Here is a 20,129-nt window from a genome sequence, read left to right as displayed (position 1 = left end):
ACACAAAGCACCAAACGCCCCGCGAGCGTGTAGCATATCCCCGCGCCCTCTATGCTGGGGGGCGCGCACCCTTCACGCACCCCAACGCAAACGGGCCGCACATGGCACAGCCGCTCACCGTGGTCATCTTCGGGGCGTCCGGCGACCTCACGTCGCGGAAGCTGATCCCCGCGCTGTTCAATCTCGCGCAGAAGGGCAAGTTGCCGCCGGAGGCGCGCGTTGTTGGAGTGGCCCGCAGCGAGTACACGGACGAGGCGTTCCGTGAGCACCTGAAGGGCAAGGCGAAGGAGATCCTGCCCGGCGAGCAGTTCAGCGAGGAGAAGTGGGCCGCCTTCGCCCCGCGCATTCATTACGTCTCCACCGACGCGACTCAACCCGGCGGCGCGAAGCCCCTGGCCGACTGGTTCGCCGCGAACGAGAAGGAGCCGAACGGTCGGCGCCTCTACTACTTCTCGGTGTCGCCGTACTACTACCCGCCCATCAGCGCGGCGCTGGCCGAGGCCGGGTTGAACAAGAGCGAGAACGGGTACCGCCGGCTCGTGATCGAAAAACCGTTCGGCACCGACCGGGCCAGCGCGAAGAAGCTCAACGACGAGCTACACAAGCACTGGGACGAGACCCAGCTCTACCGCATCGACCACTACCTCGGCAAGGACACGGTCCAGAACATCCTCGTGTTCCGGTTCGCGAACACGCTGTTCGAGCCGCTGTGGAACGCGCAGTACATCGACCACGTGCAGATCACCGTCGCCGAGAAGGTCACGGTGGAGGGGCGCGGCGACTACTACGACAAGAGCGGCGTGATGCGTGACATGCTGCAGAACCACATCCTGCAGGTGCTCACGCTGGTCGCGATGGAGGACCCCAACCGGTACACCGCGGACAACCTGCGCAACGAGAAGATGAAGGTGCTCTCGACCGTCAACGTGCGGCCCGAATCGGAGGCCATGAAGGTGATGGCGCTGGGCCAGTACGACGGGTACCTGAACGTGAAGGGCGTGGACCCGAAATCGAAGACGCCGACCTACGCCGCGATCAAACTGGACCTGGACAACCGCCGGTGGCACGGCGTGCCCTTCTACCTCCGTAGTGGGAAGGGCCTGAAGGCCCGGTACAGCGAGGTGATGATCCAGTTCAAGTGCCCGGCGCGGCTCATGTTCCCGCTGCCGCCCAACGAGATGCTCCAGTGCAACCGGCTGAAGATGGTGATCCAGCCGAACGAGTCGATCCAACTGAACTTCCAGACCAAGGTGCCCGACGTGGACGGCGTGTCGCTGCGCCCGCACAACCTGTCGTTCGACTACAAGCAGGCGTACAAGGACCAGGCGCTCCCGGAGGCCTACGAGCGGTTGCTACTCGACGCGGTCCAGGGCGATGCGTCGCTGTTCATGCGCGCGGACGAGATCGAGCGCGCGTGGGAGATCATGGACCCGCTGATCGCGGCCGCGGACCACGCCCCGGCCCAACCGGAGAAGTACGCGGTCGGCTCGGCCGGCCCGAGCAGCGCGGACAAGCTCCTCGATTGCTGGCAGCCCATTGGCTGATAACAATGGGGCGCGCCGCACGTGCGGCGCGCCCCATTCTTTGACACGCACCGCATCTCTCAACGCACCCATTTCGGCAACACATTCCGGCGCGCCCCTTCTGCGATTTCTTAACTCATCCCACGACCGTCCGATCGGCGCCCCGCGCGATTGAACAACCCGGTACCGTTTCGTCCGGCACCCGCAAGATTCTCCCGAATCGGCGTGTCGCGGAACGGTGTTGTGGGCACTAATGGGTTCGGACGGGGCTTCGGGAGAAAGTGATGTCGCTCAGCGCGTTCGTGCGACAACTGGCCGGGCGAACGGCTCCGGTCAAATCGGCCGATACCGAGTTGCTCGCGCGGTTCATCGCGACCCGCGACGAGGGCGCGTTCGCCGCACTGGTGGACCGGCACACCCCCACCGTTTTGGGAGCGTGCCGGCGGTTACTCGGCCACGCCCAGGACTCCGAGGACGCGGCCCAGGCGGTGTTCCTGCTCCTGGCCCGCAACGCGGAACGGGTGCGCCGGCCCGCCGCGCTGGGCGCGTGGTTGCACGGGGTCGCGGTGCGCGTGGCCCGCAAAGCACGCGCCCGGCGCCGGCCGGTCCGCCCGCTGCCCGAAGTGGTACCGTCCGCCGTACCGCCCGACCCGAGTTGGGCGGACGCGCGCCGGGTGATCGACGAGGTGCTCGCGGCCCTCCCCGAATCCCTCCGAGCGCCACTCGTGTTGTGCTACCTCGAAGGGCTGACCCGCGACGAAGCCGCGGTACGGCTCGGTTGGCCCCTGGCAACGCTCCGCGGGCGGTTGGAGCGCGGGCGCGAGAAGTTGCGCGCCGGGCTCGGCCGGCGCGGGTTCCCGCTCGCGGCCGGGCTGCTGGCCGTGTTGCTCGAATCGCCCGCGCCCGCTGCGCCGGGCTGGAGCGCCACAACGACCGCCGTCGCGACCGGTGCGGTCCCGCCCCCACCAACCATTATTTCACTTTCTACCGGAGTGGTTCCCGTGATGCCCCCTCTTGTTCGTACCGTTGTGATCGTGTGCCTGGGTGTTGTGGCGGCCGGATTGTTCGCCGCGAGGAAATCCGAACCGACACCGGTCGCTCCCCCCCAACTCCCGTCCCGGGCGCTCGCTCCGGACCCGACCGCCGGCCCCCCGGACAAGTCCCTCGCAGGCGCGTGGCGCGCAACAATCACCGTGCCGGACGGGACCACCCGGACCGAAACCCTTCGGTTCGTGGACGGGAAAAACCTCGTCTGGCAGGTCCACCTGCGCAGCCCGGGCGTAGACTCGAGCGTTACGCTCCGCGGGCGGTACGAGTTGAAAAATGGCGAACTGGTCTACAACGTGACCGAGAGATGGAACGGCGAAGAACCGATGCGCATGAACCCCGAAGAGGCGGCGCGGAAGTACAAGCTCACCTGGTCCGAAGACCGCACCGGGTTCGAGGTGAAGAACTGGGACGCAAAGGGCGATGGGACCGACAGCCCCTGGGCAACTCGGAAGTTCCGGGCACTTAAAGACGAAGGGGCCGCACCGCCCGTCCCCGCTGCGCTCAACAAGGTGGAGCGGGCAATCAAGAAGGAGCCAAAATTCGTCGGCGAGCCGAAGTACCTGCTATTGGCCTTTGGTTCCGAAGTGAAGTTCCGCGTCTGGGTCGTATTGGACGGGACCGCCCTTTACGTGGACCGGAACGGGAACGGCGACCTGACCGACGACGGCGAGAAGTTCGACAACCCGAACGCGGTGCAGAAAGGGCGCGACGGAAAAGTGCGCGGGATCGTGTACACCGGGATCGACCTGACCGAACCGGACGGGACGAGTCACACGATCAAGATCATTAGCATCATGAATCTGGAGAGCGGGGGCACTTACGCGAAGCTCGGTGTGCAGGCGCGCGGCGGACCGGACCAAATCGCCGGGCTGACGAATTTGCGCCTGGCCGAGACAAAGGACGCCCAGGTACTCCACTTCGGGGGCACAGAGGTGACGGTGCGTCCGTCGCTCTCGATGCCCTCCCCCCTGGACGCGAACCAAGCGATCGAGTTCCGTGCCCAGGTCGGTACACCGGGCATCGGGTCGGGCAGCTTCGTCTCGTTCGTCGGTGAGAAACTCGCCGAGGGCCTCGGACCGACTGCGGAGTTCGAGTTCACCCCGCTGAAGGCCGGTGCGGTGCCCGCGAAGGTCGTCGTGAACCTCACCGATCGGTGCTGCGGGGACCAGTTCTTTGCGAAGGTCGCGGTGCCGGACGGCATGAAGGTTGGCGTGGGCGCCGCAAAGGTGACGCTCAGCTTTCCGGCGTGTCCGTGGGGCAAGGTCGCGCCGACAACGCACACCGTGGACGTGATGCCGAAGCAGAAGTGATATTTACAAGCATCTCGCAGCGCCTTCGTTGCCACTTCGGGTGCCGCACTTTCCGGTAGGATGACCCCTCAATCACTGGGGGGTGAGTTCATGCCCAAGCGCGTCCGCTGCGCGTGCCGCGGGAACCCAGATTGTAAGCTCTGTTTCGGGACGGCCGCCTACGAGTACGAACCCGGTCCGCGCGGGTGGATGCCGTTCGTTTGCCCCACCTGTTCGGGCACGCGCGCGGTCACGGTTGAAGGGGAGCGCCCGGCGCAGGTGTGTTTCACATGTAGTGGTGCGGGTACCGTGGACCCGGCCGATCCGCCGCGCGACGACAGCCCGCGGGGGCTGATTCGCAACCTCTGGCGCATCTTCTTCGGCGGCTAAGCACTCACCCACCGAGGAGCCGAATCACGCGCGCTTCATCAGCGGAGAGTTGCCCGCGGGCGCGCGTTTTGGCGAAGCCCCCTCGAGTAAAGGCTTCCAGTATCGATGGGTGGATGTAGCTCTTACGGCACACCGCGGGCGTGTTCCCCAACTCGGCGGCCACCTCGCGCACCACGCCACACACCGCCCGCTCCGCTTCGGTTTTCGTCTCCGGCTTCGGCAGTGCGGCCAGCTTGGTCGCGGCCTTCACCGTGCCGGCCCAGGTGCGGAAGTCCTTCGCGGTGAATTCCGCGCCCGCGGCCTTCTGGATGTAAGCGTTCACGTCCGCCGAGCCGATGGGCCGGGAACCGGCGCCGGCGCGGTACTGGAACAGGTCCTGGCCGGGGAGGTCGCGGCACTGCCGGACGAGGCGCGCGAGTTTCGCATCGGACACGATCCGGTCGTGCTCCACGCCGCTCTTACCGCGGAACTTGATGCGGACCGTACCGCGAGTAAATGTGACGTGGCGGTCAAGTAGCGTGCTGAGGCCGAACGACCGGTTCGCCCTCACGTACTCCGCGTTCCCGATGCGCAGGTGCGTTCGGTCGAGCAGTTTGACCACCGCCGCGAGCACCTTGTCGCGCGAAAGTCCGCGGCGCCGGAGATCCAGTTCGACGCGCGTGCGGACGCGCGACAGAGCGAGCCCGAACGTCAGAACGCGATCGTACTTCGTTCCGTCCCGCTTCGCGCGGAACGCCGGGTGGTAGCGGTACTGTTTCCGCCCGCGCGCGTCGAACCCGATCGCCTGGAGGTGCCCGTTCGCGTCCGGGCAGATGAGCACGTTCGTCCACGCGGGCGGGATCACGAGTGCCCGAATGCGCGCGAGTGTGACGGCGCACCGCACCACCCGGCCGTCCGGGGCGCGGTACCGGAACCCGCTCCCCGTGGGCTCGCGCTTCAGCGCGGGCTTGGTGTCGCACCAGAGGCGCAGGCGCACTTTCACGGGGAACGTGAATGGTGGGCTCGCGCTCTTCTTTTGCTTCGTGGGGCTCGCGGGCGTGCGGGGCATCTCGGGTGGTCCTCCGGGAGGCACTCCTGCAATGCGCGTGCCGGCTACACTCTTGTTCGGATGCGCGGCACCGGGTATCACGTTAGTACCGCAAATCTCTCCCCGGAGTGACCGCATGAATTCGTTGCTTCTTTCGCTCGCACTACTCGCTCCGGCGCAGCCGGCCAAAGCCGATCCGAACGACGTGGGCGTGCTACCGGTCGGTGCGGACGGCAAGGCACTCAACCTCGACTTTGAAACCGGCGACCTGAAGGACTGGACCGCGGAGGGGGAGGCCTTCAAGGGCCAGCCGATCAAGGGCGATACGGTGGCCGCGCGGCGCGGCGACAACCGCAGCCGGCACCAGGGGAATTATTGGATCGGCGGGTACGAGAAGCTCGGAGACAAGCCGACGGGCACCCTCACGAGCGCGCCGTTCAAGGTGACGCACCCGTGGGCCAGCTTCCTCGTCGGCGGCGGGGCGCACACGCTCCAAACGTGCGTCGAGATCGTGAGCGGGAAAGACGTCATCTTCCGCGCCACGGGGACGGAAGAAGAAGACATGCGCCGCGTGGCCGTCGACCTGACGAAGTTCAAGGACAAGGAGATCTTCGTCCGCGTGGTCGACAAGAACGCGGGCGGGTGGGGGCACATCAACTTCGACGACTTCCGGTTCCACGAGAAGAAGCCCTCGTTCCCGGAGCGCCCCAAAGCGGAACTGCCCGGCGTCGCGGACGCTTACAAGCACGCGGGGCTGAAGCCGCTCGACGCGGCCAAAGCCATGACCGTGCCGGACGGGTTCTCGGTCGCGCTGTTCGCGGGCGAACCGGACGTTCACCAGCCGATCGCGTTCTGCATCGACCACCGCGGGCGGTTGTGGGTGGTCGAAGCGTATGTGTACCCGCGGCGCAACCCGGCGAAGGGGCCGATTCTGCCCGAGAAGGACAAGGCGCTGGGCGACAAGATCCTGATCTTCGAGGACACGGACGGCGACGGGAAGTTCGACAAGCGCACGGTGTTCATGGAGGGGCTGAACCTCGTTTCGGGCATCGAGGTCGGGTTCGGCGGCGTGTGGATCGGGGCCGCGCCGTACTTCCTGTTCGTCCCGCACGACGAGAAGACCGACAAGCCCGCGGGCGAACCGCAGATCCTGCTCGACGGCTGGGGGTACCAGGACACCCACGAGACGCTGAACAGTTTCGTCTGGGGGCCGGACGGCTGGCTGTACGGGTGCCACGGCGTGTTCACGCACAGTCGCGTCGGCAAGCCGGGTACGCCCGACGACAAGCGGGTTCCCATCAACGCGGGCATCTGGCGGTACCACCCCACGAAGCACGTGTTCGAGGTGCTCGCGCGCGGCACATCGAACCCGTGGGGGCTGGATTACAACGCGAACGGGGACTTCTTCATCGAGGCCTGCGTCATCCCTCACATGTGGCACATCATCCAGGGCGGGCGCTACCAACGGCAAGCGGACGTGGACTTCAACCCCTACACCTACGACGACATCAAGACGATCGCGGTCCACCGGCACTACGCCGGGGCGAACCCGCACGGCGGGAACGGGCGCAGCGACAGCGCCGGTGGCGGGCACGCGCACGCGGGGCTGATGTGTTACCAGGGCGGCGTGTGGCCGAAGGAGTACCACGGCAAACTGTTTATGGGGAACCTGCACGGCCACCGCATTAACGTGGACGTGGTGACCCCGAAGGGCAGCGGGTACGTGGCGGAGCGCAACCCGGACTTCCTGCTGACCAACGACAAGTGGGCCATCCCGCTCGCGCTGAAGTCCGGGCCGGACGGCAACGCCTATCTCATCGACTGGTACGACCAGCAAATCTGCCACCTGAACCAACCGGAAAAGTGGGACCGCACCAACGGCCGCATTTACAAGATCTCGCACAAAGACGCGAAGCCGGTCAAGAACCTCGATCTCTCGAAGGCGACCGATGACGAACTGGTGAAGTACCAGCTCCACGAGAACGATTGGTACGCGCGAACCGCACGACGGCTGCTCCAAGAGCGCGCTGTAGCCGGAACGCTCGCCGCGGGCACGCGCGCCAAGCTCGCGCGGGTGGCGAGCGAACACAACGACGAGGCGATTCGGCTACGGGCGCTGTGGGCGCTCCACGTTTCTGGTGGGGTCGGCAACGAGTCCGCCGTTGCGGTTCTGAGCAAAAGCGGCGAGCAGATGCGGGCGTGGATCGTGCAACTGCTGACCGAAGCTAATTCGCCGCAGATAGTGGCCACCTGTAAGGGCTACTTGAACGACCAGGTTTCGGCACCCGTCGTCCGGCGCGCCGTTGCGTCGGCAGTACCCAAGTTGGCGATCAACGAGCGGTGGGAGCTTCTCGCCAAACTGGTTTCACACACCGAAGACGCGACCGACCACAACCTGCCGTACCTCTACTGGTACGCGCTTGAGCCTCTGTGTGCCGCGGACTCCGTGAAGGCACTGACGATCGCAGCGGATGGGCAAATCCCGTTTGTGCTCCAGTGCGCGACTCGGCGCATCGGGGCGATTGGTTCGCCGGAAGCGCTCGACCTGCTCACGAAGTCGCTCGCGGAAGCGAAGACCGAGGACCAGCGCGTCGCGTACCTTCACGGGCTGCAAGAGGCCGCGAAGGGGAAGCGTTCACTCCCGATGCCGAAGGGCTGGGCTGCAGCGTTCGAGGCGCTGATGAAGTCGCCGGACGGCGCCGTGCGGCAGCAATCGCTGGGCCTCGCCGCGGTGTTCGGTGACAAGGGCGCTCTCGTCACGCTGCGAAAAGTGCTGAGCGACGCGAAGGCCGATGCCGCGGCCCGGCTCGCGGCCCTGGCGGTTCTGGTCGATGCGAAAGACGCCGAGACCGCGCCGCTGCTGCAATCCGCGCTCGCGGACAGGAACTTGCGAACGGCCGCCCTACGAGGATTGGCCGCGTTCGATGACGCGAAAACCCCCGGCGCGATCCTGGCGCAGTACGCGAGCTTCACACTCGCGGAGAAGCGCGACGCGGTGACGACGCTCGCCGCGCGCGCCGGTTTCGCGAAGGAACTCATGAACGCGATCGCCGAAAAGAAGATCCCGGCCACCGACGTGCCCGCGGAAACCGTCCGCCAGCTACGCGGGTACCAGGACGCGGCCATCGACAAGCAGATCGCGGAGTTGTGGGGCGTCGTGCGCGAGTCCCCGGCGGAGCGCAAGAAGCTCATCGGGGAGTGGAAGGCGAAGCTCACGCGCGCCGGGATGCCCGCGCCGGACGTGAACCTGGGCCGCACCGTGTTCGCGAAGACGTGCGTGCAGTGCCACACGCTGTACGCGATCGGCGGGAAGGTCGGTCCGGAAATTACCGGGGCGAACCGCTCGAACATTGATTACCTGCTCGAAAACATCCTCGACCCCAGCGCGGTCATTCCGAAAGAGTACGCGGCCACGCGCATCGTGCTGACCGACGACCGCGTGGTGACCGGGATCGTGAAGAGCGAGGTGAACGGCGTGCTGACCGTGCTGACCGAGCGCGAGACGCTGACCATCTCCTCGAAGGACGTCGCGAGTCGCAAGGCGTCGGAACTCTCGATGATGCCCGAGGACATTCTGAAGCAGACGAGCGAGTACGAGTTCCGGTCGCTCATCGCCTACCTGCAGACCAACGGGCAGGTGCCGCTCCTGGCCACCACCGACAACGCGAAGGACTTCTTCAACGGCAAGGACCTGACCGGCTGGGACGGCGACGACGGGTTGTGGGCGGTGGACAACGGCGAGATCGTGGGCAAGTCTACCACCGGGTTGAAGAAGAACACGTTCCTGAAATCGCACGCCGCAGTCGAGAACTTCAAGCTCTCGCTCAAAGTAAAACTCGCGCCGAACAAGGAGAACAGCGGGATTCAGTTCCGCAGCGTGCCGCTCCCGGACGGCGAGATGCGCGGGCCGCAGGCCGACATCGGCGCCGGGTGGTGGGGCAAGCTCTACGAGGAGAGCGGGCGCGGGCTGCTCGCGAAGGAGGGCGGCGAAAAACTCGTGAAGCCCGACGAGTGGAACGATTACGTGGTGGAGGCCGTGGGCGGGCACGTGAAGATCTGGATCAACGGTACCCTCTGCACCGACTACGAGGACGACAAGCTCGCCCGGCGCGGCGTGATCGGGCTGCAGTTGCACAGCGGCGGCCCGCTGGAAGTGCGCTTCAAGGACATCAAACTGGAAGTGCTGAAGTAGGCGCGTTGAAGCGTAACTGACTGCAGACACGCAGTGGCACCGGGGAGGCATTTTGCTCTCCCCGGTGCCGCTGTGGTTGTATCGGGTGTTTAGCCTCGTTCGGGATCGTCGTAGCGGGTTGGACGAGCCGCGACCGCCAGGGAGCGGGAGAGACCTTGTAACGAGGAGAGACCTTGTAACGAGGAGAGACCTTGTAACGAGGAGAGACCTTGTAACGAGCCGCGACCGCCAGGGAGCGGGAGACCTTGTAGCGGGCCGCGACCGCTAGGTAACCCGGGGAGCCGCTCCCGCTCCCTTGCGGTCGCGGCTCGTCCAACCCGCCGAAACGAGACTGGCCCGCCCTCGCACAACCGAGTGCAAACGTGGGCGCGCCAGCGTTTGCACTCGGTTGGCAGCAACCTACTCGATTCGCCCGTCTACTATTCCGGCCCGATCTTCGGATTTGGCGCTTCTGTCTTTATTTCGCGTTCCCCTTGCGCAAGGCGCGGCCGGGCATCGCGTCGGTGTGTTTGCCGCGATCCAGCACCAGTTGCCCGTTCACGATGACGAACTCAATACCGTCGTTGTAAGCGAACGGCGCGGTGTAGGTCGATTTGTCGATCACCTTGTCCGGGTCGAAGACCGTGACGTCCGCGAGCGCCCCGGCGCGGAGCGTTCCTCGGTTCGCGAGGCCGATTTTCGCGGCGTTGAGCGAGGTCATTTTGCGGACCGCGTCTTCGAGCTTCAGCACGCCGCGGTCGCGCACGTACACGCCGAGCACGCGCGGGAACGTGCCGAAGTTCCGCGGGTGCGGGTTGCCGCGTTTGAGGGCACCTTCGGTCGCGTAGGCGGCCCCGTCCGAGCCGATCGAGCACCACGGCTGCTGCATCGCGAGGTTCATGTCCTTCTCGTCGTGGTGCGCGAACACCGTGGGCACCGAACCGCCCTGTTCGATCAGCACGTCGAAGAACACGTCGAGCGGGTCGGGCGCCGGGGCTTGGCCCTTCGACTTCGCCGCGATGACGCGGTCCATCGTCAGGCCCTCGTAGGTGCCGCGCCCGCTGACCAGCATGCGCGCCCAGTCGCCGCCCACCGCGGTGTAGTGGTTGTACCAGCCGGGCACGCCGTCTTGGATGTCCTTTTTGAGCCGCGCGCGGTCCTTCGGGTCTTTCAGGCGCTCCATCATTTTCGCGAGCCCGCCCTCGTGCGCCCACGGCGGGATGATGCTCGACAGATTGTTGTTCCCGCGCGTGTACGGGTACACGTTGGCCTGCACGTTCACACCGCGCGTGCGGGCCGCGTCGATCAGCTCGATCACGTCCTTCATCTTGCCCCACAACTTTTCGTCCGCGATTTTGATGTGAATGATGTCCACCGGTACGCCGGCCCGCTCGCCGACCTCGATCACCTGCTTCACGGACGCGAACACGTCCAGGCCCTCGCTCCGAATGTGCGAGGAGAAGACCCCGCCGTGCTTCTTCACGACTTTGCACAGCTCCACCAGATCGTCCGTCGTCGCGAGTGACCCCGGGGGCATCATGAGGAGCGTGGACATGCCGAACGCCCCCTCCTTCATCGCTTCGTCGAGCAGTTCCTTCATCGCGTCGAGTTGCTTCGGGGTGGGGCGCGCGTGGGACTTCCCCATGACGCACTCCCAGACGTTGTCCATGCCCACGTAGCTCGCGACGTTCACGCTCACCCCGGCCCGATCGACGGTGTCGAGGTAGCCGCCGAGCGTGGTCCAGGTGAACTCTTTTCCGCGCGCGGTGAGTTTGCGCGCGGTCAATTGCCCCTTCGCCGGCGCCGCCGATCGGCCCTCGCCCAGTACTTCCGTGGTCACGCCCTGGCGGATCTTGCTCTCCGCGTGGCCGTCTTCGAGGAGCAGATCGTCCGAGTGCGAGTGGATATCGATGAAGCCCGGCGCGACGATCAGCCCCTTCGCGTCAATCGTGCGCTTGATCTTGCCATCTGGCACGGCGCCCACGGCAACGATCTTGTCTCCGGTAATGGCGACATCGCCGTGGAACCACGGGTTCCCGGTGCCATCGACGATGCGCCCGTTTCGGATCACGAGATCGTACTCGGGTTCGGCAGCACGAGCGGGACGTGGAAGTGCGAGCAACGCGCTCGCAAGCGCGGCCGGTACGAGGAGGGAGAGCAGCTTCACAATGGCCTCGCGGTAGCGAACTTCGGGACGCCGTAGACCATACCGGAGCGGCGCCGGGTTCGCTACGCGCACGCGAAATTCGTTGCGGTCCGGGGTTGCGGTTTGGGGGCCGCGAGGATGGTTTCAGAAGAACCGGAACGGGCAGCAGACGGGGTTCCTCAGCCGTAGAGTGGCTCGACGTTCTCCACAATCTCTATCCCCAAGCACTCAACCTTAAACCCGACTCGTTCGTCCTGAAGCACGAAGGCGATATCTCGGAACTCCACGTCCAGATTGCATGACAAAGAGAGCGAGTAATCTTCCCAATGGACGGGGCCGCTCAGAAAGCGACAGGGCGAGCAATAAACGTGAAGGTTCTTCTTTGGCCGATCAGGTGAGTAAATGCGGAGGTCGAGGAAGCAGAGAGACTCGGTACTCCCAGAACTGGCCTCTGGCCCCATGCCAGCCATCGAGTAGTGTTTGCAACCGTTCAACTCGCTTCCGCTTTTTCTCTTCCAAGTTCATGTTGCGAGTCCGCAAAGAAGTGGCAGGGTGAATTGATTGCTTACCGGAACAATTAATGACCCGAGTTGCAGGGTCGAGACGGGCTATTCCAGTTGCTCGACCACCCGCCACACGAACTGTTTTCCCGATTGGTCTGCGCCCCAGCCCGCAGCGAGTGCCGCACGGATACCCGCTGCTACATCGGACGGCATCACGGGCCGCGGTGGGGTTTGAACGACTGGCCCGTTGAGATGGAACCTCTGTGGGAAGGCGAGCAGCAGCGAAGACGTCAAACAATCCGCTCGCTGGACCGTAACCATCACGCCCGGCCACCCGTCTTCTTGGCTGTGAGTCATTCGCCGTGGAAAACGCCACAGGTACAGAACGCCGTCGACCACGATGCGGCGAGACCATTTTTTCCGAACCGCCATCCCACACCCTCGCCGGAGAAGTGCCGAGTAGAGGTGAATTGGGTAATTACCCAAACAGGTTCGCTCGAGGCCAATGCAGTTTAAAGGCATTCACAGAACACCGCACACACGAAGAAGAGGGCGTACCAAAGCAGCAACAACGTCATCCCGACAACGTACCCCGTCACCACCATCACCCGACCGGCGATAGGCCCGCCGATCGGAGGGAGGTACCAAATGCCAGAAGCGATGGCTAAGCCCAACGCCACGAGGTCTGAAAATTCCGGTAGCCACCGACTCGGCCAACGGGAGAAGAACAGGCAGAGGGTGAACACGCCCAACGGCATCGCCACAAAGCCGATCCGCAACTTCACGGGTCGCTCGGTTGCCACGTTCACTGCGCCACCGGTTCAGGGTCAGGAGTTGGGTCGCGTAGTTCTTGTAGGGTGGGTCCAGGCTTTGCGCAGGCCCACCAGTCGTGCTTCGGCCGCCCGGTAAGCCGTGCGGCGTCGGGCATCCGGTGCCAATCGCATTGTTTCCCTTCGTGCTCGCGATATCCGGGGAGATGGTGGGCCTGCGCAAAGCCTGGACCCACCCTACAAAAGCGTCAACGCAGAGGTGGGCCTGCGCGAAGCCTGGACCCACCCTACACAACTCCCCCTCAGCTCAGTGCCCACGGCTTGCGGTACTCTTTCGTGAGCATCGCCGCCGCGTCCTTGTCGCCGACGATCGTTTCCGCCTTCGCGTCCCAGGTGATCTTGCGCCCGGTGCGGATCGCGATGTTCCCCAGGTGGCACACGGTCGCGCTGCGGTGGCCGGTCTCCACGTCGCAGATCGGCAACTTGCGGCTCTTGATGCAATCGAGCCAGTTCTGGTGGTGGTTCGTGCTCACGTACAGTTTCGTGTCGCCGGTCGGCAGTTCGTAGGGCTTTTCGACCTTCTGGCCGTTCATCGTCACCGTGAGCGCCCCGCGCTTCACGGCGATCGTGCCCTTCTCGCACTCGAACGTCACGCCGCCGGGGTTGCCCCCCTTACCGAGTGTGCAATGAACCGAGACGCCGGTCGCGTAGGTGAACGTTTGCTTGGCCGTTTCCGGGGTCTCGAACCACTTGTCCGCGTTGAAGGTCGCCGTGCCCTCGATCGTGGTCGGGCCGCTCTCGTCCATCCCGAGCGCCCACTGCGTGATGTCGAGGTCGTGCGCGCCGAAGTTCGTTTGTTGGCCGCCCGAATAGTCCCAGAAGAACCGGAACAGGTAGTGAACGCGGTTCGCGTTGAACGGGCGCTCGGGCGCCGGGCCGAGCCAGCGGTCGTAGTCGAGTGCCGCGGGCGGGGTGCCGTCGGGCACCGGCTTTTTCGCGCGGTCCACCCAGTTCGGCCCCGGGAGCCCGACCTTCACCTCTTTCACTTTGCCAAGCGCATTGTTCCGCACCAGCTCGCACGCCTGCCGGAACTCCTTCGAGGAGCGCTGTTGGCTCCCGGTCTGCACGATCCGCTTGTTGTCGCGCGCGGCCTTCACCATCGCGCGCCCCTCGGCCACCACGAGCGTGAGCGGCTTCTCGCAGTACACGTCCTTGCCGGCCCTGCACGAATCGATGGTGACCAGCGCGTGCCAGTGGTCCGGCGTGGTACACAGCACCGCGTCGACGTCCTTGCTCTCCAGGATCTTGCGGTAATCGTCGAACGTTGCGACCTTCGTGTTGGTCTTCTCCAGTTCCTTCGCCGCGGACGCGAGGTGCCCCTTATCCACGTCGCACACCGCGACGACGTTCTTCCGAATCGCCTTCATGTTCCCCGTGCCCTGGTTGCCCACGCCCACGCACGCGACGCGGACGGTTTCGCTCGGCTTGTCGTCGGCCAGGAGCGCGGCGCGGTACGTGAGCGCGGGGAGCGCGAGGAACGTTCCGCCCGCGGCGGACGCGCGGAGGAACGAACGACGGTTGGTGTGGGACATTGGCAGCTCTCGGTTAGTGGGTGGTGGCAGGCTCCGACAGTTTACACGGGGCCGGGGCGCGGTCCCAGAGAAAGCGCCCCCCGCTCCGTGTCCTCTGAGCTTTCGTAGGTGGGACGTTCCCAGGGCCGTTGCGTTCTCGTGGGTGCGTAACTCCACCCGCTCGTTGACACTCGCGGTTCGCCACAAACTCAGGCGAACCGCGAGTGTCAACGAGCGGGCATGCACAATCTTTGTGCTCTTGAACAGTTCCCGTGCGGCGTTATAGTGCGGCCCCGCTGCCCTTGTGGAGATTGACACGTTGACGCGGCCACACCTCACCGTTCGACGGGCGTCCTGGCTCCTGCTGGTCGCCCTGCTCGCCGGGTGCGGAACGACCAAAATGACCGACAGCCCGCGGGCCGCCACCGAGATGCTCCTCGTCTCGCAGGCGGTGGACTTGGCGGTTGCGAAGATCGATTTCACCCCGCTCAGCGGCCAGCCGGTGTTCCTCGACACCAGTCCGCTCGAAAAGGACGTGGTGGACAAGGGGTACGTCATTAGCCTCGTGCGCCAGCAGTTGCTCGCGCACGGCGCGCTGGTCCAGGAGGAGCGCACGCGGGCGGTGTTCGTTGTCGAACTGCACGCGGGCGCGGTCGGCACGGACCGGCACAGCGTGATGGTCGGCACGCCGGCCGTGTCGCTCCCGTCGGTGGTCCCCGGGTTGCCCACGAGCATCCCCGAGATCGCACTGGCGAAGAAGAACGATCAGCGGGGCGTCGCGAAGATCGGGGTGTTCGCCTACAACCGAATCACCGGGCGGGCGGTGTGGCAATCGGGCACGGTTGAAGCGACGAGCCAGGTAAAAGACACTTGGTTCTTTGGCGCCGGGCCGTTCACGCGCGGTACGATTCGACAGAGGACCGAACTAGCCGGCGAGCCCCTCCCCACGTTCCCGACCGAATTGTTCGGCGGGAAGAGCGAGAAGGACGCGCCCCCCGCATCGGGGGGGACCGCGAAGGAACAGTTCTTCCCGAACAACGCGGTTCCCGCTCCGCAGCTCCCCGCCCCTGCCGCACTCATGGGCGTAACGGGCGGGGCGATCCTGACGAACACGCCGCTCTTGCGCTAACCGCCGGATGCGCGCCCGGGCGGAAACGCCCGTACCGCGCACGGGGCGAAGAACGGATCAACCCGGTTCGTGGACCCGGCCGATATTGGGCTCTGTACGAAGGAATCGGTCGCCGGTCCCGTAAGTATTTGGGCGGGAAGTTTTGGCCCCCGTGTCGCGTTCGGTTCGGCGCAGCGTTTTGGTTCTGATACCGAAATTCCGGGCCGGGTTGAGCCGCACTCGCGGATCTTTCCTTTGGTGCCGCAAGGACGAGACCCGTTTTCGTTCTAAGTTTGAACGGCTCGGTTCGCCGGCGCCGTGCCGCGGACAGTTTCTGGAGTCCACACCATGCAACCGCTCTCTCCGCTCGTCCAAAAAGAACACACCAACCCCAACTGGGAACTCCTGCGCCGGCTCGGCTGGTCGGTGGCGAACATCTCCGGCTCGTACTGCGTGGCTTGGCGCGGGCGGGACGAAGTGGTGTTCGAGTGGCGCAACGACGGCTGGCACCGACTCGGTGGGAGCGGCGCGGTGGAAGAAGTTTGATCGGTCCCGGACCGTTAAGGAACATTAGCGCGCGGAGCCGGTTCGCTCCGCGCGTTTTGGCTTATGGCTCTCGGTGACGCAGCGAAACTCAGCGCGGGATCGTGCGCCGTGTGTATCGGGCCGGATATGTCCTTGACCGGTGCGGGCGCGATCGGGTAGCTTTACTAATTGCCCCATCTCACCGTCGCTCGAGTTTTGGACTCGTTCCCGATTCGGTTCCACTCGCACCTGTTACTAATCGAATCGCCAAACCGGGCGCACACTCTCCTTCTTTGGGAGGCCAGCTCGTGAATCTCGACACTCGCGAACCGCAAGCACCCGAATCCTACGCGACGTTCTGGGAACCGATCGTGGTGGACCCGCCGCTCCCGGTGGCGGGCGGGCGCGACCCCCGGGACGCCTACCAGGACTTCGTGAACGTGACGGAAGACGTCCCCGTCACGCTCCACGTCGAGCAGATCTGAGTCGCCCGTGGCCGACCGTTTTTACACGCCCGATCCGCTCGGACCGGGCGAGTTCGTTCTGACCGGTCCCGAGGCGCATCACCTCACTGCCGTCCGCCGGTTCGCGGAGGGCGACGAGGTCGTTCTGTTCAACGGCGACGGTCACGAGTACCCCGCGCGAGTTCTCAGTGCCGGAAAGAAAACGGTCGCGCTCTCGGTTCTTGCGCCGGTGGCCGCGGATCGCGAGCTCGGGTTCCCGCTCGTGGTCGGGTCCGCGCTCCCCAAAAGTGATCGTGCCGACTTCCTCGTCGAGAAACTCACCGAACTCGGGGCCACGCGCTTCGTTCCCCTTCTAACCACGCGCGCCGTCGTACAACCGAAGGCGTCGGTAGTCGAGAAGTTCTCACGCGCGGTGATCGAAGCGAGTAAGCAGTGCGGGCGCAACCAGTTGATGCTCGTTGATGCGCCTCAAAAGTGGGACGACTTCGTCGCACGCCCGGATTTACCCGGTCCGCGTGTGGTGCTCCACACCGGCCCCGGTTTGGGGCGCGTGGGTTCGGGTGGCGGCACGATCGCAGTCGGCCCAGAAGGGGGATTCACACCCTCCGAAGTGGACCGCGCCCGTGAAAACGGGTGGCTAGTGCTGAGCTTGGGCTCGCGCGTACTGCGAGTGGAAACGGCGGTGCTTGCCGCAGCAGCCCTTCTGGGCGAACGGTCGGTATGAGTCGGCTGAGTGTTGCGTGCTGTGGCTGTCGAAAACGGGCCAATAGCGTTTGGCAAAGCGAGGAGCGGCGATTGTACGTGTTAGTCCAGTTTCAGACTCTCTGTAGCGAGCCGCGACCGCAAGGGAGTGGAGGCGCCCCGCTCCCTTGCGGTCGCGGCTCGTCCAATCCGCTACGACGATCCCAAAACGAGACGAGCCGCGACTTGGTCCGTATCGCTCGATGATTTGGTCTCTGTTTTTCTTTTGTGCCCTTTGTGCCTCTTTGTGGCCAATCCGTCTTTGTCACTGTTTTGATCCGCGTTATCGGCGTTGATCCGCGGCGCATTTGTCACGCGCTGTGAAGTAAATAACACCGGCGGGCGAAGCCAGAATGACTTCGCCCGCCGGTGTTGTTGCTTCGCGTTCTGCGTGCGCGGTTAGCGCTGGTAGATGGGCAGAATGCCCTTCTCCAACTGGAGCAAACACAGGTTGATGCTCGTCGTGTAAACCGGCCCGATGCCGCCCGCGGTCCAGGCGCCGCTGGTCTTATCCTGGTTGTCGAGGATCTGCGAGAAGTAGACGTCCTTGAACCGCGCCCAACTGAGCCACTTGTCCTTTTCCTTCTGGTCCGGGAACATCTCCCCGTACTTCTCGTCCCCGAGCGCGTACATGGCCTGGCCGAAGTAGTACGTCTGGTACTCGTCGTGGGCCTGGCGCCCCTTCGCCAGGAACGTGCCCTCGTTGTCCTTGCAATACTTCAACCAGCGCTTGGGGAGTTCGCCCTTGTACTGCCCGGCGCTGAACCCGCAGCAGATCGCTGCAGCCGTCAGCGGCGGGCGCCCCTGTCCGCGGCCCGCGACGCCACCGGTGTAGTTGTAGATGATGCCGCCATCAGTGGTGGTGCAGGCCTCGAGGTAGTTCACGGCCTTGTCGATGTTCTCCTTGGGGACCGGGATGCCCGCGTTGCGCGCGGCCCGGAGTCCCTGGAGCGCGGTGATGGTCACCGAGCCCTCGTCGAAGTTCCCGCCGTCGGCCGCGCTCACGTACCCCCACCCGCCGATGTCCAAGTCCTTACCTTCGGCCTTCTTGTGCTTCTTGAGGGTCTGGGCCTTGCAGATGAACTCGACGGCCTTCTTGAGCAGTTTCTCGAGCTTGTCGCGCTGTTCCTTGTCCTCTTCCTCGCCGTACACGCTGGCCAGGAACATCGTGCCGAACCCCTGACCGTACATGTACCGCGTCGATTCGGTGGGGTTGCGGACGTCGCCGAGCATCCCGTTGGCCTGCTGGCGCGCCGGCGCGAGGAACCAGTCCACGGCCTTCTTCACCTGATCGGAATACTTGCCCTCTTTGAGGGTGCTGCCTTCCATCAGGAACGCCATCCCCGCGAGTGCGGTCATGGTCGTCGGGTACTGGCCGCCCTGTGCTTCCCAGTGACCGTCTTGAGCCTGGGTCTTCTTCAGGTACTCGAGCCCCTTGTCGATCGCCGACTCGATCGACTTCTTCTGGTCCTTGTCCTTTTTCTCGTCGGCGGCGAGCGCAGTTTTAGGAGTGGGAACAGCGATCACGCCGCCCACCACACCGGCCATCAGGGTCGCGAGCAACCAACTGCGGGGCATGGGACTTCTCCACTGGGTGTTCGCCACCCGTCCGTACTCGTGGGTCTGTACGGAGTAGCGGGTGTAGGTAAAAGACGATCGGTGGGTAAGAAATTAACACACGCGGGCAAAATCTGACCACAGAAACTCCACCGGATCTTGGCACCGCCCGTGACAATGGCGTAAACGCTATTGAGGAAGCGATTTGCAGCGATTTCAGATCGTCCCAACGACCGCGTGCAGGGCAGATTTTCGCGGACGCGATCACAATCGCGTGGGCTTTTCGTGTCCAGTATCGTTACGGGCTTGGTACCGCGCATCGGATCAGTCATCCTGGGGTGGGAGGGCACTGAAATGACGGAAGCGGAATGGCTGGCGTGCGAAGACCCGATTCCACTGCTCGTGTTCCTGCAGTGGGTGCCCGTCGAGGCGGTCGATCAGAGCGTGCTCGACGGGAGTGGACAATTGGAGCGGGGCGGTGGCGCCCAAAGAGAAGCCCCGGGCCTCCCCGGGAGTCAACCACCCGTTCCCGAGGCGATCGAAAGGGACCGCAAAGCGCGGTTGTTCGCCTGCGCCTGTTGCCGGCGCATTTGGAACGTGTTTGGGGACGACATCTGGACCCGAAAGCACGCGCCCTCTGGCAGTTCCCCAATGGACAGCAGGGGCAACCCGGGGCCGACCGGACAGCTCGAAGATTTGTTCGACGACGGGATCAGTCGGCGCGCCCTAGAGACCGCTGAACGGTATTGTGACGGACGGGTACCGGCGGAAGAAATGCGTCAAATGGGTGTTGCCGCGTGGGAACTCGCGCGCGCCGCCTACGAATACTTCGGCAACGCGGACTATCGCCTCGGGGATCACTACTGCGGGTCGGAACACGAGGAGAGCGAACAGTCCTATCTGACCGCTCGATGCGCGAGTTTGGCGTGCGTGCCGCGCGTCCGAGTGGCGGTTGGAGAGCTGGCTCGGGCGTCTCGGGAGGTCATCGAGTCGGGCGGGTGCGGCATCCCGAACAAACCACCGACGGAAGGGCGGGTTCAGGCGGCGGTACTCCGGGACATTTGCGGGAACCCGTTCCGCACGGTCCTCTTCTCCTCGTTGTGGCGCACCGAGACCGCGGTCGCACTGGCGGCTCAGATGTACGAGGCGCGGGATTTCGGCGCGATGCCGATTCTGGCGGACGCGCTCCAGGACGCCGGGTGCGACAGCGCCGACGTGCTCGATCACTGCCGCGGTCCGGGGCCGCACGTGCGCGGGTGCTGGGTCGTCGATCGGGTGCTCGGCCGGGAATGAA

At 64.9% G+C, this 20,129-nt stretch carries 14 protein-coding genes; 9 read left to right on the top strand and 5 right to left on the bottom strand.

Going from position 1 to position 20,129, the window contains the following annotated elements:
• The first annotated feature begins 101 nt into the window (after positions 1 to 101).
• The 3 genes from zwf to J8F10_RS33135 all read left to right on the top strand — a co-directional run bounded on the left by zwf (position 102) and on the right by J8F10_RS33135 (position 4,252).
• Positions 102 to 1,544 carry a glucose-6-phosphate dehydrogenase gene (zwf, locus tag J8F10_RS33145; protein WP_210661139.1) on the top strand — a complete coding sequence of 481 codons (1,443 nt, stop codon included), beginning with the start codon at positions 102 to 104 and terminating at the stop codon, positions 1,542 to 1,544.
• A gap of 263 nt (positions 1,545 to 1,807) precedes the next feature.
• Positions 1,808 to 3,883 carry an RNA polymerase sigma factor gene (locus J8F10_RS33140; protein WP_210661137.1) on the top strand — a complete coding sequence of 692 codons (2,076 nt, stop codon included), beginning with the start codon at positions 1,808 to 1,810 and terminating at the stop codon, positions 3,881 to 3,883.
• 90 nt (positions 3,884 to 3,973) lie between these two features.
• Complete coding sequence (locus J8F10_RS33135; protein WP_210661135.1) at positions 3,974 to 4,252, top strand: hypothetical protein; 279 nt, start codon at positions 3,974 to 3,976, stop codon at positions 4,250 to 4,252.
• Between the two features lie 4 nt (positions 4,253 to 4,256).
• Here J8F10_RS33135 and J8F10_RS33130 read toward each other — a convergent pair whose 3' ends face one another.
• Positions 4,257 to 5,300: a DNA topoisomerase IB gene (locus J8F10_RS33130; RefSeq protein ID WP_210661132.1), complete on the bottom strand. Its 1,044-nt coding sequence runs from the start codon at positions 5,298 to 5,300 to the stop codon at positions 4,257 to 4,259.
• 115 nt (positions 5,301 to 5,415) lie between these two features.
• On the opposite strand from J8F10_RS33130, the gene J8F10_RS33125 reads away from it, so the two are divergent.
• Positions 5,416 to 9,471, top strand: a complete 4,056-nt coding sequence (locus tag J8F10_RS33125; RefSeq protein ID WP_210661130.1) for a PVC-type heme-binding CxxCH protein — start codon at positions 5,416 to 5,418, stop codon at positions 9,469 to 9,471.
• A gap of 457 nt (positions 9,472 to 9,928) precedes the next feature.
• Here J8F10_RS33125 and J8F10_RS33120 read toward each other — a convergent pair whose 3' ends face one another.
• From J8F10_RS33120 to J8F10_RS33110, 3 genes are all read right to left on the bottom strand, one after another.
• Positions 9,929 to 11,617, bottom strand: a complete 1,689-nt coding sequence (locus tag J8F10_RS33120; RefSeq protein ID WP_210661128.1) for an N-acyl-D-amino-acid deacylase family protein — start codon at positions 11,615 to 11,617, stop codon at positions 9,929 to 9,931.
• Between the two features lie 994 nt (positions 11,618 to 12,611).
• Positions 12,612 to 12,884, bottom strand: coding sequence for a hypothetical protein (locus J8F10_RS33115; RefSeq protein WP_210661126.1), 273 nt, complete (start codon positions 12,882 to 12,884; stop codon positions 12,612 to 12,614).
• 287 nt (positions 12,885 to 13,171) lie between these two features.
• Positions 13,172 to 14,461 (bottom strand): Gfo/Idh/MocA family protein, encoded by a 1,290-nt coding sequence (locus J8F10_RS33110; RefSeq protein WP_210661122.1) that lies wholly within the window; start codon positions 14,459 to 14,461, stop codon positions 13,172 to 13,174.
• A gap of 298 nt (positions 14,462 to 14,759) precedes the next feature.
• Between J8F10_RS33110 and J8F10_RS33105 the strand changes: the two genes are divergently transcribed.
• The 4 genes from J8F10_RS33105 to J8F10_RS33090 all read left to right on the top strand — a co-directional run bounded on the left by J8F10_RS33105 (position 14,760) and on the right by J8F10_RS33090 (position 17,261).
• On the top strand, positions 14,760 to 15,569 hold the full coding sequence (locus J8F10_RS33105; protein ID WP_210661120.1) for a DUF6655 family protein: 810 nt from the start codon (positions 14,760 to 14,762) through the stop codon (positions 15,567 to 15,569).
• 327 nt (positions 15,570 to 15,896) lie between these two features.
• Positions 15,897 to 16,094 carry a hypothetical protein gene (locus tag J8F10_RS33100; protein ID WP_210661118.1) on the top strand — a complete coding sequence of 66 codons (198 nt, stop codon included), beginning with the start codon at positions 15,897 to 15,899 and terminating at the stop codon, positions 16,092 to 16,094.
• 287 nt (positions 16,095 to 16,381) lie between these two features.
• Entirely contained in the window at positions 16,382 to 16,558 is a 177-nt protein-coding gene (locus tag J8F10_RS33095) for a hypothetical protein (protein ID WP_210661117.1), read from the top strand.
• Between the two features lie 7 nt (positions 16,559 to 16,565).
• A complete protein-coding gene (locus tag J8F10_RS33090; RefSeq protein ID WP_210661115.1) occupies positions 16,566 to 17,261 on the top strand; it encodes an RsmE family RNA methyltransferase in 696 nt (231 codons plus the stop codon).
• A 416-nt stretch (positions 17,262 to 17,677) separates the two neighbouring features.
• Here the strand turns inward: J8F10_RS33090 and J8F10_RS33085 are convergent, their stop codons facing one another.
• Positions 17,678 to 18,856 carry a prenyltransferase/squalene oxidase repeat-containing protein gene (locus tag J8F10_RS33085; protein WP_210661113.1) on the bottom strand — a complete coding sequence of 393 codons (1,179 nt, stop codon included), beginning with the start codon at positions 18,854 to 18,856 and terminating at the stop codon, positions 17,678 to 17,680.
• Positions 18,857 to 19,189: 333 nt separating this feature from the next.
• Here J8F10_RS33085 and J8F10_RS39510 point away from each other — a divergent pair, with 333 nt between their 5' ends.
• Positions 19,190 to 20,128, top strand: coding sequence for a hypothetical protein (locus J8F10_RS39510; RefSeq protein ID WP_246523725.1), 939 nt, complete (start codon positions 19,190 to 19,192; stop codon positions 20,126 to 20,128).
• The last annotated feature ends 1 nt before the right edge of the window (position 20,129 follow it).

The sequence above is a fragment of the Gemmata palustris genome (assembly GCF_017939745.1).
GTDB classification, from domain to species: domain Bacteria; phylum Planctomycetota; class Planctomycetia; order Gemmatales; family Gemmataceae; genus Gemmata; species Gemmata palustris.
Note: the sequence above shows the minus strand (reverse complement) of the source record. Positions and strands in the feature narration are given on the sequence as shown.

Excerpts from the sequence above, each read along its gene's own strand:
- zwf (WP_210661139.1), top strand. The coding sequence starts at position 102 with ATGGCACAGCCGCTCACCGTGGTCATCTTCGGGGCGTCCGGCGACCTC.
- J8F10_RS33140 (WP_210661137.1), top strand. The coding sequence starts at position 1,808 with ATGTCGCTCAGCGCGTTCGTGCGACAACTGGCCGGGCGAACGGCTCCG.
- J8F10_RS33135 (WP_210661135.1), top strand. The coding sequence starts at position 3,974 with ATGCCCAAGCGCGTCCGCTGCGCGTGCCGCGGGAACCCAGATTGTAAG.
- J8F10_RS33125 (WP_210661130.1), top strand. The coding sequence starts at position 5,416 with ATGAATTCGTTGCTTCTTTCGCTCGCACTACTCGCTCCGGCGCAGCCG.
- J8F10_RS33085 (WP_210661113.1), bottom strand. The coding sequence starts at position 18,856 with ATGCCCCGCAGTTGGTTGCTCGCGACCCTGATGGCCGGTGTGGTGGGC.
- J8F10_RS33110 (WP_210661122.1), bottom strand. The coding sequence starts at position 14,461 with ATGTCCCACACCAACCGTCGTTCGTTCCTCCGCGCGTCCGCCGCGGGC.
- J8F10_RS33100 (WP_210661118.1), top strand. The coding sequence starts at position 15,897 with ATGCAACCGCTCTCTCCGCTCGTCCAAAAAGAACACACCAACCCCAAC.
- J8F10_RS39510 (WP_246523725.1), top strand. The coding sequence starts at position 19,190 with ATGACGGAAGCGGAATGGCTGGCGTGCGAAGACCCGATTCCACTGCTC.
- J8F10_RS33130 (WP_210661132.1), bottom strand. The coding sequence starts at position 5,300 with ATGCCCCGCACGCCCGCGAGCCCCACGAAGCAAAAGAAGAGCGCGAGC.